A 13,543-nucleotide genomic window follows, 5' to 3' on the forward strand; every position below is an offset into this window, starting at 1 on the left:
GGCGGCTGGAAAATCGCTACGCTAGTACACATAACATCATCTAGCGGGAGGCGGCCGGCATCGTGAGTAATGCAGAAGCCACGACTTCATCAGACCGGACCGGAACGGGAAAGGCTGACGCCGCGCCCGTGCATAATCCTGAGGCCGAGCGTCTCCGGGCATTGCTTGAGCCCTCGGTACAGGCCAACCGCCTGTACCTCGAGGAAGTCAGCATCAACGTTGCAGGCTCCCACCGGGTTGTCCACGTGGTGGTGGACCTGCCGCAGGAGGAAACCGGTGGCGTGAACCTTGACGTCATTGCGCAGATCTCCAGGGAGCTTTCGGAGGTCCTTGACAACGATCCGGGTGACGACGGGCGTCCGTATGACCTCGAGGTGTCCTCGCCCGGTGTCGGACGGCCCATGACCGAGATCCGGCACTGGCACCGCGCCCGTGGCCGGATGGTCAAGGTAAGCGTCATCCAGGGCGAGAACGTTACCGGCCGAATCCAGTCTGTGGACGCGGACGGCGTCACACTGGTCCCGGAAATCACCGTGAAAAAAGGCATGAAGCCCAAGCAGGGTGAGCCGGTGAAAATTCCTTTCGACAGGATCCGCACTGGAAAAGTCGAGATAGAGTTCAGCCACCTCGACGAGGCCGGTCTGGAAATTGAACACAATGGACCTTCCGAGGAGGCCTAATGGATATTGACATGAGCGCACTGAGACTCCTGGAGCGCGAGCGCGAAATCCCGCTGGATCTCCTGATTCCCACCATCGAGCAGGCTCTGCTGGTGGCCTACCACAAGTCGCCCGGCGCCTTTGAAAAGGCCCGTGCTGAGCTGGACCGCAAGAGCGGTCACGTGACCATCTGGGCAGTCGAAATCGACGACGACGGCGAGCCTATCGGCGAGTTCGAGGACACCCCGGCTGGCTTCGGCCGCATCGCGGCCAGTACTGCCCGCCAGATCATTCTTCAGCGCCTGCGGGACGTCGAAGACGACAACGTTCTGGGTGAGTTCAAGGGCCGTGAAGGCGAGCTCGTTGCCGGCCAGATCCAGCAGGGGAACAATCCGCACATGATCCAGGTCAACCTGGGTACGGTCGAGGCGCTGCTGCCGCCGCCCGAGCAGGTTCCGGGTGAGAAATATACCCACGGCAACCGGCTCCGCGCCTTTGTGATCGATGTGCACCGGGGCACTAAGGGCCCGTCCATCACCCTCTCCCGGTCGCACCCCGGGCTCGTCAGGAAACTCTTCGAGCTGGAGGTCCCCGAGATCGCGGACCGTTCCGTGGAGATTGTTGCCCTGGCCCGCGAAGCCGGTCACCGCACCAAGATGGCTGTCAAGGCCAACATCCCCGGCATCAATGCCAAGGGCGCCTGCATCGGCGAGATGGGCTCCCGCGTCCGGGCCGTCATGACTGAACTGAACGACGAAAAGATCGACATCGTCGACTTCAGCGAGGACCCGGCCACTTTCATTGCCAGCGCCCTGTCTCCCTCGCGTGTGAATTCGGTCACCATCACGGACGAATCCACCCGCTCCGCTCGTGTGGTGGTTCCGGATTACCAGCTGTCCCTGGCCATCGGCAAGGAAGGCCAGAACGCTCGTCTGGCTGCCAAGCTGACAGGATGGCGGATCGACATCGTCTCGGACGCCGCCGAACAGCGCCAAGACTAGACCGCGCCAGCGGGGTGCCGGGCTGGTTTCCACCCCGGCGAGCTGGCCCTCGGTTACCGGTCTCAGGCGGCTGAGCGCTAGAATAGACATGACCGCGCCTAACGGCCGGTATTCGTGCGCCCTGAGCGTGCCCAGGCGTTGCCATGCGGCGCAGGGCAGTGCAGGGCCGGCAGATATGTACTGGCAGGAAGATACTCACAGTGGCACAAGTGCTTCACAGCGAGAATCGGCCGCAGCGTACCTGCATCGGATGCCGGAAAAAGGGTCCGCGGTCTGAGTTACTCCGGCTCGTCGCCGAAGGCAGCGGTTCATCCGCTGTCCTGGTGGATGAACGACGCCGGATGGCTGGCAGGGGTGCATGGCTGCACCCCCGCGAATCGTGCCTGACACTGGCGGTCAAGCGTCGAGCTTTCGGAAGGGCCCTCACCGGCGCAACCGGAACTGCCGACGTCGAACGCCGGATAACGGCAGGCACGAACGCTGCGGGCACCACGGTGGCTGCAGCACCAACCGTCCAACCTGAAAGCGGGTCAGAAATCTGATGGAAACCCGATGAGTTCCCAGCGATGAGTGCGCAACGATGACAACTTTGTTGCGCTTTGCAATGGGCCTTTCAGCTGCATCCGCGGCGAGGGCCCGCATTAAGAAGTAGACGGTTCGTGCCTGGCTCGGTGCGGACCGAGACAGGAGAAATGTGGCCAAGGTCCGCGTACATGAGCTTGCAAAAGAGCTCGGTATTACTTCCAAAGATGCAGTAACCAAACTGCAGGAACTGGGCGAATTCGTTCGCTCCGCCTCTTCCACCATTGAGGCCCCCGTTGTGAGGAAACTCCGCAACGCTTACCCAAACGCTGCCGCCTCGACGCCCGCAGCGGCGCCGGTACAGCCCACGGAGTCACGTCCCGCTCCGGCACCGGCACCGGGCCCGGCAGCGCCGGCAGCGCCGAAAGAACAGGCTCCCAAGGCCGCAGCACCGACAGCACCCGCTGTTGCTGCGGCTCCGTCGGCACCCGCTGTCGCCGCAGCCCCGGCGGCACCGTCCACCGGTGCGAAGCCCGGCGCTCGGCCTGCTCCGAAAGCCGAAGCTCCCGCCGCCCCGGCACGCCAGGGCAGCTCAGCACCACGTCCGGGCGGCCCCCGCCCCGGCAACAATCCCTTCGCCACTTCGCAGGGCATGCCCCGCGGACGCGGCGGTGACGGAGAACGTCCTCCGCGTCCGGGCAACAACCCGTTCGCGCCTTCGCAGGGCATGCCCCGTGCCGGAGGAAGCCGTCCCGACGGCGAACGTCCCGGCGGTCCCCGCCCGGCAGCAGGTGCAGGTGGCCCCCGTCCAGGTGCCCCCCGCACAACTGGCGCTCCGGGAAGTGCCCGTCCGGGTGCTCCGCGTACCGGCGGCGCTCCAGGCGGCCCAGGCCGTCCGGCAGGTGCCGGTGGAAACCGTCCAACTCCGGGCATGATGCCTAACCGCACCGAGCGTCCCGCACCGGCTGGTGCCGGTGGACGTCCGGGTGGCGGCGGTCGCGGTGCCGGCGGTCCAGGCCGTCCGGGTGGCGCACCTGGAACCGGCGCTCCCGGTGCCGGTGGCGGCGGCGCTCCGGCCGGAGGCGGTTTCGGCAAGGGTGGCCGCGGACGGGGTGGAACTCAGGGCGCCTTCGGTAAGGGCGGCGCAGGCCGAGGCAAGCAGCGCAAGTCGAAGCGAGCCAAGCGCCAGGAACTCGAGCAGATGAGTGCCCCGTCGCTGGGTGGCGTGAGCGTGCCCCGTGGCGACGGCAACACCGTAGTCCGGCTTCGCCGTGGCTCGTCCATCACGGACTTCGCCGACAAGATTGAGGCGAACCCCGCCGCGCTGGTTACCGTTCTGTTCCACCTCGGTGAAATGGCAACGGCCACCCAGTCTCTGGACGAAGAGACCTTCGCCTTGCTTGGCGAGGAACTTGGCTACAAGCTTCAGGTTGTATCGCCGGAGGACGAGGAGCGCGAGCTGCTCAGCACCTTCGACATCGACTTTGACGCCGAGCTTGAGGCTGAAGGCGACGACGACCTCGAGGCACGTCCTCCAGTAGTCACCGTTATGGGTCACGTTGACCACGGTAAGACCCGGCTGTTGGATGCCATCCGTAACTCCGATGTTATGGCTGACGAGCACGGTGGCATCACGCAGCACATCGGTGCGTACCAGATTGTTCACGAACATGAAGGTACCGAACGCCGGATCACCTTCATTGACACCCCCGGCCACGAGGCGTTCACCGCCATGCGTGCCCGAGGTGCCAAGGTCACCGACATCGCCATCCTGGTGGTCGCAGCGGACGACGGCGTTATGCCGCAGACCGTTGAAGCCCTCAACCACGCGCAGGCAGCAAACGTGCCGATCGTTGTGGCTGTGAACAAGATCGATAAGGAAGGGGCCAACCCTGAGAAGGTGCGTGGCCAGCTGACCGAGTACGGACTGGTTCCGGAGGAATACGGTGGCGACACCATGTTCGTTGAGGTGTCTGCCCGCCAGAACCTGAACATCGACGAGCTGCTTGAGGCTGTCCTGCTCACCGCAGATGCTGCCCTGGACATGCGCGCTAACCCGAACAAGGACGCCCGCGGTATTGCGATCGAAGCCAACCTGGATAAGGGCCGCGGTTCCGTGGCCACCGTTCTGGTGCAGTCGGGTACCTTGAAGGTCGGCGACACCATCGTGGCAGGCACGGCCCACGGCCGCGTCCGTGCGATGTTCGACGATGACGGCAGTGCCCTGACCGAGGCCGGCCCGTCCCGCCCCGTGCAGGTACTGGGTCTGTCCAACGTTCCGCGCGCCGGTGACACCTTCTTCGTGACCGCTGACGAGCGTACCGCCCGCCAGATCGCCGAGAAGCGTGAAACTGCGGATCGCAACGCCGCCCTGGCCAAGCGCCGCAAGCGCATCAGCCTGGAAGACTTCGACCAGGCCGTCGCCGAAGGCAAGATCGACACCCTCAACCTCATCCTCAAGGGTGACGTGTCCGGTGCCGTGGAAGCCCTCGAGGACGCGCTGCTCAAGATCGATGTCGGCGAAGGCGTCCAGCTCCGCATCATCCACCGCGGTGTCGGTGCGATCACGCAGAACGACGTCAACCTGGCTACGGTGGACAGCGCCGTTATCATCGGCTTCAACGTCAAGCCCGCCGAGCGTGTTGCCGATCTGGCAGACCGCGAAGGCGTGGACATGCGCTTCTACTCCGTCATCTACGCAGCAATTGATGACATCGAGCTGGCCCTCAAGGGAATGCTCAAGCCGGAGTACGAAGAAGTCCAGCTTGGCACTGCCGAGGTCCGCGAAGTCTTCCGCTCCTCCAAGTTCGGAAACATCGCGGGTTCCATCGTCCGCTCGGGTGTCATCCGACGCAACACGAAGGCCCGCGTCACCCGCGACGGCAAGACCATCGGTGAGAACCTCACCGTTGAGACGCTCAAGCGCTTCAAGGACGACGCCACTGAAGTCCGCACGGACTTCGAGTGTGGTATCGGTCTTGGCTCGTTCAACGACATCACCGAAGGCGACATCATTGAGACCTTCGAGATGCGTGAAAAGCCGCGCGTCTAGGTTGTTCTAGCGTTAGAGGTGCGGGGCCGTTGGATTTTTTCCGGCGGCCCCGCCCCTTCGCCGGACGGTTTTCGATCTACGACCGTAAACCGCCCGGCTCCGACAGGCCCGATGCCACTCCCTGGCCGCCGGAAAAAACCCAACGCGAGTCCGTCGTAGACTCGCCTCAGAGCGTGGCTAAGTTTTCTATATTTCAGGAGGATGTCATGGCTGATCCCGCACGGGCTGCCAAGTTGGCGCAGCGGATCAAGGTTGTTGTTGCGGAGGCACTGGGCCGGAAGGTCAAGGATCCGCGGCTTGAGGGCATTACCGTTACTGATGCCCGCGTCACTAACGATCTGCAGCACGCCACCATTTATTACACGGTGTTCGGCGACCAGCTGGTCCAGGACGAGGCTGCCAAAGGTCTTGAGAAGGCAAAGGGCGTGCTTCGGCAGGAAGTGGGGCGGAACGTCACCGTTCGCCTGACCCCCACTCTTGAATTTGTAGCTGACCAGATTCCGGTGGTTGCCTCAAACCTGGAGGAACTGCTCCGGGCCGCCAAGAAGCGCGACGCTGAAGTGACGGCCCTGGCCCAGGGCGCCAAACACGCCGGCGACGCCGATCCGTACAAGAGCGACGTCCCTGACGATGTGGAAATCGACGAGGACGACTTCGACGAAGAGGATGTTGACCTCAAAGCCGACGCCGGCTTCGACGAAGACAGTAACAAATAGTGGTTCCCTGAAACTCGTGGAAGGGCCGGATCCGGAAACGGGACCGGCCCTTCTGCTGTTTCCGCGGCCAAGCATCGCTAGGATCAGAGCATGACGGTATCAGCTGCATCGACAGGCCCTGAAGGCTATCTTGAGCAAGCCGTGCAGCTGGCGCTAAGGAACGTCGCCCACGGCGGCGGACCTTTCGGCGCCATCGTGGTCACAGCCGACGGCACAGTCCATGAAGGAGTCAACCGGGTCACGCGTGACAACGACCCCACCGCACATGCGGAAGTGGTAGCCATCCGGACGGCAGCCAGGGAATCGCGAAACTTCGATCTAAGCGGTGCCGTCCTCTACACAAGCTGCGAACCGTGCCCGCTGTGTCTCGCCGCGGCGCTCTGGGCGCGAATAGACGTCGTCCACTTTGCCGCTGACCGCCACACGGCTGCCGCGGCAGGCTTTGACGACGCCGTCTTTTATGAATATTTTGACGGCACCCGTCCGGAACTGCTGCCTGCCAGGCGAACTGCCATTCCGACGTCGGACGCTCCTTTTGAGGCGTGGCGGGACAACGTGGGGCGCACGGACTACTGAACCGGTTACTCCGTGCCGGGCAGGATACTAAAACCGCTCGGGCAGCCGGCCCAGTCCGTCGAGCAGCTCTGTCTTCCCGCCGCACAAGGCGATCCGGATCCAGCCCTCTCCGATGGAACCGAACGCTGTGCCGGGTGCGAACGAAACACCCGAGTCCGCCAGGAACCGGCGCACCCAGTTCCGTACATCCCCGCCGCTTACGTGGGAGACATCCGCCCAGAGGTAGAAAGCTCCCTGCGCGTTGAGGTACGGAATGCCCTTGGACGTGAGCAGGGACGAGGCCGCGTCCCGGTTGGCACGGTAGTGCGCGTGGGCGTGGGCTACGTAGTCCTGCGGGCCAGTCAGAGCGGCCAGGGCCGAATACTGCGACGGCGACGCAACACAGGAGACAATCGCCTCCATCACGTTGTTCATCTGCTGTTCCAGGCCGGGCGGACAGATCAGTGCGCCAATCCGCAGCCCGGTGAGGCCGTACGTCTTGGAGAGCGTCAGGGAGGTGAACACCCGGGCGTCACCGGGAACCTGGCTGTCGAAGTGTGCCGGGCTCACGTGCGGAACATCGTAGGTGAACGCCTCGTAGCATTCATCCGAGATGATCCATAGATCGTGGCGGCGGGCCAGCTCCACCAGTTCGCCGGTCAGCTCAGCGCCGAGCACGGCCCCGAGCGGATTGGACGGCGAATTGAGGATCAAGACCCGGGTCCGGGCAGTGATGAGTGTCTCGACATCCGCGATCCGAGGCTGGAAATCGTGCTCGGGAAGTAGCGGATACTCCACCGGAACGGCATGCAGGAGCCGGCTGGTCATGGCAAATGTTGGATAGCCCGGGTTGGGGATCAGCACTTCGTCGCCGGGAGAAAGCAGCAGGCTCATGGCAAAATGCAGGCCCTGCTGGGCGCCGTCCACAACATAGACCCGGTCGGCCCCTATGTCAGTGCCGTTGTGCTCGCGGAACCGCGCAGCGAACGCCTCCCTGAGAGCGGGGATTCCGGCATTTGGAGTGTAGTTGGTTTCATCCCGGTCAAGGCACGCCATCCCGGCCTCAAGGACATGCCGGGGGAGCGCGAAGCCGGGCTCGCCGATGCTCAGGACGATGGCCCCGGGCGTACCCCAGGCAGCCTCGGTGATCTCGCGGATCTGGTTGGCGGGGACGTCGCGGACATGTGCGGCAAGCTCGGGCATGACAGCCATCCTAGCCGCCGCCCTTTGTACTTCTCACGGCGGGTTGCTCACGGCGGGCGGCGGGGGCACGGGCCAGGGCGGGAGACGCGGGGTATGGCGGATATACTGGAAAGCGTGCTTTCTGGACTGGTAATAGTGGACAAACCGCAAGGATGGACCAGCCACGATGTGGTTGGACGGATGCGGCGGCTCGCCGGTACCCGGAAAGTGGGGCATGCCGGGACACTGGATCCCATGGCCACCGGAGTGCTGGTGGTGGGCATCAATAAGGCCACCCGGCTGCTGACCTATATTGTCGGCACGTCAAAGACCTATACGGCAACCATCCGGCTGGGTGAGTCCACAGTCACTGACGACGCCGAAGGCGACGTCACCAGCCGCTCCAGCACCGCCGCCGTCACCGACGAGGCCATTCATGCCGGCGTCGGCGTCCTGACAGGTGAAATCCAGCAGGTCCCCAGCAGCGTCAGCGCCATCAAGGTCAACGGCGAACGCGCCTACGCCCGCGTCCGATCGGGCGAAGACGTCAAGCTCGCCGCGCGTCCGGTCACCATCCACCGCTTCGAAGTCCACGGGATCCGCCGCGAAAGCGACGCCGAGGTCCTGGACATTGATGTCACGGTGGAGTGCTCTTCCGGCACGTACATCCGTGCACTCGCACGTGACCTGGGGGATTCCCTCGGCGTTGGCGGACACCTGACGGCGCTGCGCCGCACCCAGGTGGGTCCTTACACGCTGCAACAGGCCAGGACCCTCGATCAGCTGGCTGAAGAGCTGGACGTCCTTGAAATGTCCCAGGCAGCCCGCGCGCTTATGACTAACCGGGAACTCAGCGAAGAGGAGACCACGGAGCTGTCCTTCGGCCGCAGGATCGCCGCCGGGGCCGCCGCAGGCACCCCGGAGGCTGCCACGGCGGACAGGCCGGCGGCCGCGTTTGCTCCGGACGGCAGCCTGGTGGCGTTGCTCGCGGACTCCGGCAGTTTTGCCAAACCGGTCCTGGTGTTCGCACCTGACAACGAGAAACGCCAGGACGCATAGCCTTGGACGCATTCTTCTATATGATTCTGGCCGTCGGGCTCCTGTCCACACTCATCTGCCTGGTGGCGGGGACCCTGAAAAAAGTTCCCAACGACGTCACCATTCTGTCCGTGGCCGCCGTCGAACTGGCATTGCTGGCATATCTGGTGGGTTCCATCGTCAGGGTCATCGCAGGCGAACCCATCGCCGGCGAAGCCTGGGAATTTTGGGGATACCAGGCCACGGCGCTGATGCTGCCTGTCGCCGCCGTCTACTGGTCCATCCTGGAACGGACCCGCTGGAGCAACTTTGTCCTGGCCGCCGTCGGAGTGACCGCCGTGGTAATGGCCGCCCGAATGAACCAGATCTGGTACTGACATGGAAGAAGGACACAACGTGACAGCGTCGCCCGCCGAAGAGGCCCCCGGGAAAAGCCCCGATACCCGCAATACCGGCCCCGGACGCCTGCTGATCGCCGTCTACGCGGTGTTCGCGATTTCCGCCACGGCCCGCGCGGGGTTCCAGATCATCAGCAAGTTCTCCGAAGCCCCGCTGGCGTATATTCTGTCCGCCTTCGCCGCCGTGGTATATGTGATAGCCACCGTGTCGCTGGCGAAGCCCGGCAGGACCTGGTTCAAGGTATCTTTGACAGCGGTGCTGGTTGAGCTCATCGGCGTCCTGGTGGTGGGCGCGCTGAGCGTTGTGGACCCCGTCCAGTTCCCGCACGAGACCGTGTGGTCGCTGTTCGGCCGCGGCTACGCCTTCATCCCGCTGCTGCTGCCTGTTCTGGGGTTGATGTGGCTGTATCGCCGGCGTCCGGCGAAACGCGGGTCATAAAATACACCGCCGAACAGCTGCCCTCGCATCGCAGTCCCGCACTCCGGCGCGCGGAAGACCGGCTTCCGCCGGCGTCGACGGGCCGTCCATGGCCTCCGGCGATTGCGGGTAATCTTAGAGAGTTCCGGCGCCCGGCACGGCGTCCGGAGCAGTCAATGGCAGGCAGTAAAAGGCGAGGTTGATGGTCAACATCTGGAACGATCCGTCCGAGGTCCCGGCGGACTTTGGTCCTTCGGTTGTCACTTTCGGCAACTTCGACGGCGTCCACCGCGGACATCAGCAGGTGCTGTCACAGCTCATCAGGACCGCCCGCCAGAACAGGGCCAAGGCCGTGGCCGTAACCTTCGATCCGCATCCCGCGCAGGTTCACCGGCCGGAGTCCGCGCCCGAGCTGATCATGGGACTGCAGGACAAACTGGATGCGCTGGGGGAGCTCGGCCTGGATGCTGTGCTGGTCATGAAGTACTCGCTGAATCTGGCCAGCCTGACACCGGAGGAATTCGTGGGACGGGTTCTTGTGGACGCCCTGCACGCCAGCCACGTGGTCATTGGCCATGACGCCCGTTTCGGCCGCGGCAACAGCGGCGATCTCGCCACCATGCAGGAGCTGGGCAGGCAATTCGGCTTCGAAGTGCAGATCATCAGCGAGTTCGGTTCAGAAGGATTCCCCCTCCACAACGACGGCGGTACGGACCGCCGCTGTTCGTCCACCTGGGTCCGGGAGGCGTTGAAGGAGGGCGACGTCGCCACGGCCGCCGCCGTACTTGGCCGCCCGCACCGGATGCGTGGGCAGGTAGTGCATGGGGCGGCCCGCGGACGGGTCCTGGGTTTTCCTACGGCCAACCTGGCGCACAACGCCAGCGGACTCATCCCGGCAGACGGCATCTACGCCGGATGGCTCGTGGACCAGGCGGGAACCCGCTGGCCGGCCGCCATCTCCGTCGGTTCAAACCCCACGTTCGATGGCGTTAGCCGTCACGTTGAGGCCCACGTCATCGACCGTCCGGCCGAGGCCGTGGAGGACTTTGATCTGTACGACCAGACAGTAGTGGTGGAGTTTGTGGTCCGGTTGCGCGGCATGGTGGCGTACCGTGGGCCCGAGGCACTGGTGGATCAGATGCGACTGGATGTTATCCAGGCCCACGGCATACTGGCCCGTCGCTGAGCTGAGCACTCACCTGGCTACCCACCTGCCTACGCAAAGTCCCAGCAGCACCCGGTTCACCAGCACACAGTCATTGGCAAGGAAGGCAACTCTGTGACCGTAGAGAAGAACACCAGAAAGCTGGACAAGGGAATCGTGCGCGATTTCACTTCCCGGATGAGCTACGCCTCCTATCTTCAGCTGCCCACGCTGCTGAGCGCCCAGCAGCCGGTCAGCGAACCCGAGCACCATGATGAACTGCTGTTCATCATCCAGCACCAGACCACCGAACTGTGGCTCAAGCTGGTGCTTCACGAACTCCGGCGTGCGGCGATCAAACTGCGTGAGGACGATCTCGGCTCGGCTCTCAAAGCCATAGCCAGGGTCAAGCACATCCAGAAAACACTCACGGAGCAGTGGTCGGTCCTCGCCACCCTGACCCCCACCGAATATTCGCAGTTCCGGGGATTCCTTGGAAATTCCTCCGGTTTCCAGTCCAGCCAATACCGCGCCGTGGAATTCATTCTCGGCAACAAGAACCGCAAAATGCTGCCGGTCTTTGAGTCCGATCCCGAAGCCCACGCACTGCTCCTGCAACTGCTGGAAGCACCCAGTATCTATGACGAATTCCTGGCCTACCTCAAGCGCCAGGGCTTCGACGTGCCGGCCTCGGTGCTGGACCGTGACGTGACCCGGGCGCACCAGTTTTCGCCTGAACTTGTGCCGCTCTTCAAGCACATCTATGAGAACGCTGCCCATAACTGGGGCGCCTACGAAGCCTGCGAAGAACTGGTGGATCTGGAGGATAACTTCCAGCTGTGGCGCTTCCGCCACCTCCGGACGGTGCAACGCACCATCGGCATGAAAACAGGAACCGGCGGATCCAGCGGCGCAGCCTTCCTTCAAAAAGCGCTTGAACTGACGTTCTTCCCCGAGCTGTTTGCTGTCCGGACGGAGATCGGCCAGTGACCGCGGAAACGTTCGACGATGTCACCCTCTTCCAGCGCGCAGTGCAGCTGGACGCCGAGGACCCGTTGGCCCGGTACCGGGAGCTTTTCATCGGCACGGAAACTGAGCTGTCCTATCTGGACGGCAACTCACTGGGCCGCCCGCTGAAGCGGACCGTAGACGATGTAAGCCGCTTCATCCAGGAAAGCTGGGGCGGCCGCCTGATCCGCGGCTGGGATGAGGAATGGCTGGACATGCCGCAGGTTATCGGCGACCAGCTTGGACGTGCCGTCCTCGGGGCCGCGGCGGGGCAGAGCATCATCGCCGATTCAACCACGGTGGTGCTCTACAAAATGATCCGGGCAGCCCTGGCGGCCGTTGCTGATCCCGCCCGGACTGAAATTGTGGCGGATACCGACAACTTCCCCACGGACCGTTACCTCGTGGAGGGGATCGCCCGCGAGGAAGGGCTCACACTGCGCTGGATCGACGCTGACCCCGCCGCCGGGGTGACTGCAGACCAGGTGCGGGCGGCCACAGGACCGGCCACCGCCGTCGTGGTTCTCAGCCACGTGGCGTACCGCTCCGGCTTCCTGGCAGATCTGCCGGCCATCACCTCCGCCGTCCACGACGCCGGCGGGCTGGTGGTCTGGGACCTGTGCCATTCCGCCGGTTCTGTGGAGCTCCAGCTGGACGCCTGGGATGTTGATTTTGCAGCCGGCTGCACCTACAAATACCTTAACGGCGGGCCGGGTTCACCGGCGTTCGCTTACGTCAACAGGCGGCACCTGCCGGCACTACGGCAACCCGTATGGGGCTGGATGGGGCGCAAGGAAGCCTTTGAGATGGCGCCCGGTTACGAACCGGCGCCCGGAATCCGCGGATTTCTGAGTGGAACCCCGGCGATCTTCGGGATGGTCGCGATGCGCGGAACCCTGGACCTGCTGGAGGAAGCCGGCATGTCAGCGGTCCGGGAGAAATCCCGGAAGCTCACCGGTTATGCCATCGAACTGTACGACGCCTGGCTGGCTCCCCATGGAGTGAAACTCGCGACGCCGCGCAACCCTGAACTGCGGGGAAGCCACATAACGCTGGACCATCCCGGCTTCCGCGGCGTGACTGCAGCGCTGTGGGAGCAGGACGTGATCCCGGATTTCCGCGCCCCGCAGGGCATCAGGATCGGCCTCTCACCGCTGAGCACCGGCTTTGTGGAACTCCGCCGCGGCGTGGCTGCGATCCGGGCCCAGCTCCAGGCATAAAAGCAGCCGCACAGACCGTGTTTCGACAAGATTGCAGCAAGACCGGTAAACTAAACGTTGGATCCGGCTGCAGTCCGTGGCGGCTGGCTCTTGTTGTGCGGTGGAATTCCTGGATTTTTCCGGGCTGACCGCCTCCGGCATACCCGGCAGTGAGTTACTGACTCGGGCCTCACGGCACATCTCTAGGAGTTATTGTGGCACTTGACGCCGCTGTAAAGCAGTCCATCATCAAGGATTTCGCAACGTCCGAGGCCGACACCGGTTCACCGGAGGTCCAGGTTGCAGTCCTGACTCAGCGGATCAAGGATCTGACTGAGCACATGAAGGTACACAAGCACGATTACCACACCCAGCGCGGTCTGCTGGCTATGGTCGGCCGTCGCAAGCGTATGCTCACCTATCTCAAGAACACTGACATTGCACGCTACCGTGCGCTCATCGAGCGCCTCGGCCTGCGCCGCTAGTCAGGCATCAGGGGCGGTCCGTTCCATTCCGGGCCGGACCGCCCTGTTCAGAATAACTAAACAGGAGGATCAACCGCATCGCGCATTCGCGGTCCTCGGTAGTGATCCCCGGGAGCGGCTTCAACGAGTGAAGCGCGGCCCGTGGGTCTCGATCGATGACCGGGTG

At 63.8% G+C, this 13,543-nt stretch carries 14 protein-coding genes; 13 read left to right on the forward strand and 1 reads right to left on the reverse strand.

Features of this window, described 5'->3' with window-relative positions; translation table 11 throughout:
- Window positions 1-62 precede the first annotated feature (62 nt).
- The 6 genes from rimP (at window position 63) to ACQCST_RS08425 (ending at window position 6,526) form a co-directional block, all read left to right on the forward strand.
- Window positions 63-680, forward strand: coding sequence for a ribosome maturation factor RimP (gene rimP, locus ACQCST_RS08400; RefSeq protein WP_426998807.1), 618 nt, complete (start codon window positions 63-65; stop codon window positions 678-680).
- The gene (gene nusA, locus ACQCST_RS08405) at window positions 680-1,660 is read left to right on the forward strand and encodes a transcription termination factor NusA (protein ID WP_426998808.1); all 981 of its coding nucleotides are present in this window, start codon (window positions 680-682) and stop codon (window positions 1,658-1,660) included. The genes rimP and nusA overlap by 1 nt, the downstream gene beginning before the upstream one ends.
- A gap of 143 nt (window positions 1,661-1,803) precedes the next feature.
- Complete coding sequence (locus ACQCST_RS08410; RefSeq protein ID WP_426998809.1) at window positions 1,804-2,202, forward strand: YlxR family protein; 399 nt, start codon at window positions 1,804-1,806, stop codon at window positions 2,200-2,202.
- 152 nt (window positions 2,203-2,354) lie between these two features.
- The gene (gene infB, locus ACQCST_RS08415) at window positions 2,355-5,234 is read left to right on the forward strand and encodes a translation initiation factor IF-2 (RefSeq protein ID WP_426998810.1); all 2,880 of its coding nucleotides are present in this window, start codon (window positions 2,355-2,357) and stop codon (window positions 5,232-5,234) included.
- 206 nt (window positions 5,235-5,440) lie between these two features.
- Window positions 5,441-5,950 carry a 30S ribosome-binding factor RbfA gene (gene rbfA, locus ACQCST_RS08420; RefSeq protein WP_426998811.1) on the forward strand — a complete coding sequence of 170 codons (510 nt, stop codon included), beginning with the start codon at window positions 5,441-5,443 and terminating at the stop codon, window positions 5,948-5,950.
- Between the two features lie 90 nt (window positions 5,951-6,040).
- Window positions 6,041-6,526, forward strand: a complete 486-nt coding sequence (locus ACQCST_RS08425) for a nucleoside deaminase (protein ID WP_426998812.1) — start codon at window positions 6,041-6,043, stop codon at window positions 6,524-6,526.
- Window positions 6,527-6,553: 27 nt separating this feature from the next.
- On the opposite strand, the gene ACQCST_RS08430 is transcribed toward ACQCST_RS08425, so the two are convergent.
- On the reverse strand, window positions 6,554-7,708 hold the full coding sequence (locus ACQCST_RS08430; protein WP_426998813.1) for a pyridoxal phosphate-dependent aminotransferase: 1,155 nt from the start codon (window positions 7,706-7,708) through the stop codon (window positions 6,554-6,556).
- Between the two features lie 114 nt (window positions 7,709-7,822).
- On the opposite strand from ACQCST_RS08430, the gene truB reads away from it, so the two are divergent.
- The 7 genes from truB to rpsO all read left to right on the forward strand — a co-directional run bounded on the left by truB (window position 7,823) and on the right by rpsO (window position 13,377).
- A complete protein-coding gene (gene truB / locus ACQCST_RS08435) occupies window positions 7,823-8,746 on the forward strand; it encodes a tRNA pseudouridine(55) synthase TruB (protein ID WP_426998814.1) in 924 nt (307 codons plus the stop codon).
- A 2-nt stretch (window positions 8,747-8,748) separates the two neighbouring features.
- Window positions 8,749-9,102: a hypothetical protein gene (locus tag ACQCST_RS08440; protein ID WP_426998815.1), complete on the forward strand. Its 354-nt coding sequence runs from the start codon at window positions 8,749-8,751 to the stop codon at window positions 9,100-9,102.
- A 1-nt stretch (window position 9,103) separates the two neighbouring features.
- Window positions 9,104-9,562: a hypothetical protein gene (locus ACQCST_RS08445; RefSeq protein WP_426998816.1), complete on the forward strand. Its 459-nt coding sequence runs from the start codon at window positions 9,104-9,106 to the stop codon at window positions 9,560-9,562.
- 181 nt (window positions 9,563-9,743) lie between these two features.
- Window positions 9,744-10,727 carry a bifunctional riboflavin kinase/FAD synthetase gene (locus ACQCST_RS08450; protein ID WP_426998817.1) on the forward strand — a complete coding sequence of 328 codons (984 nt, stop codon included), beginning with the start codon at window positions 9,744-9,746 and terminating at the stop codon, window positions 10,725-10,727.
- Window positions 10,728-10,820: 93 nt separating this feature from the next.
- Window positions 10,821-11,675, forward strand: coding sequence for a tryptophan 2,3-dioxygenase (gene kynA / locus ACQCST_RS08455; protein WP_426998818.1), 855 nt, complete (start codon window positions 10,821-10,823; stop codon window positions 11,673-11,675).
- On the forward strand, window positions 11,672-12,913 hold the full coding sequence (kynU, locus tag ACQCST_RS08460) for a kynureninase (RefSeq protein ID WP_426998819.1): 1,242 nt from the start codon (window positions 11,672-11,674) through the stop codon (window positions 12,911-12,913). Before kynA ends, kynU begins: the two co-directional genes overlap by 4 nt.
- 194 nt (window positions 12,914-13,107) lie before the next feature.
- On the forward strand, window positions 13,108-13,377 hold the full coding sequence (gene rpsO, locus ACQCST_RS08465) for a 30S ribosomal protein S15 (protein ID WP_426998820.1): 270 nt from the start codon (window positions 13,108-13,110) through the stop codon (window positions 13,375-13,377).
- Window positions 13,378-13,543 lie beyond the last annotated feature (166 nt).

Source organism: Pseudarthrobacter sp. N5 (assembly GCF_050157035.1).
Lineage (GTDB): Bacteria > Actinomycetota > Actinomycetes > Actinomycetales > Micrococcaceae > Arthrobacter.

What these genes read in the sequence shown, in the direction of transcription:
- nusA (WP_426998808.1), top strand. Translation starts at nt 680, where the DNA reads ATGGATATTGACATGAGCGCACTGAGACTCCTGGAGCGCGAGCGCGAA.
- ACQCST_RS08410 (WP_426998809.1), top strand. Translation starts at nt 1,804, where the DNA reads ATGCGGCGCAGGGCAGTGCAGGGCCGGCAGATATGTACTGGCAGGAAG.
- rbfA (WP_426998811.1), top strand. Translation starts at nt 5,441, where the DNA reads ATGGCTGATCCCGCACGGGCTGCCAAGTTGGCGCAGCGGATCAAGGTT.
- ACQCST_RS08425 (WP_426998812.1), top strand. Translation starts at nt 6,041, where the DNA reads ATGACGGTATCAGCTGCATCGACAGGCCCTGAAGGCTATCTTGAGCAA.
- ACQCST_RS08430 (WP_426998813.1), bottom strand. Translation starts at nt 7,708, where the DNA reads ATGCCCGAGCTTGCCGCACATGTCCGCGACGTCCCCGCCAACCAGATC.
- ACQCST_RS08445 (WP_426998816.1), top strand. Translation starts at nt 9,104, where the DNA reads ATGGAAGAAGGACACAACGTGACAGCGTCGCCCGCCGAAGAGGCCCCC.
- ACQCST_RS08450 (WP_426998817.1), top strand. Translation starts at nt 9,744, where the DNA reads ATGGTCAACATCTGGAACGATCCGTCCGAGGTCCCGGCGGACTTTGGT.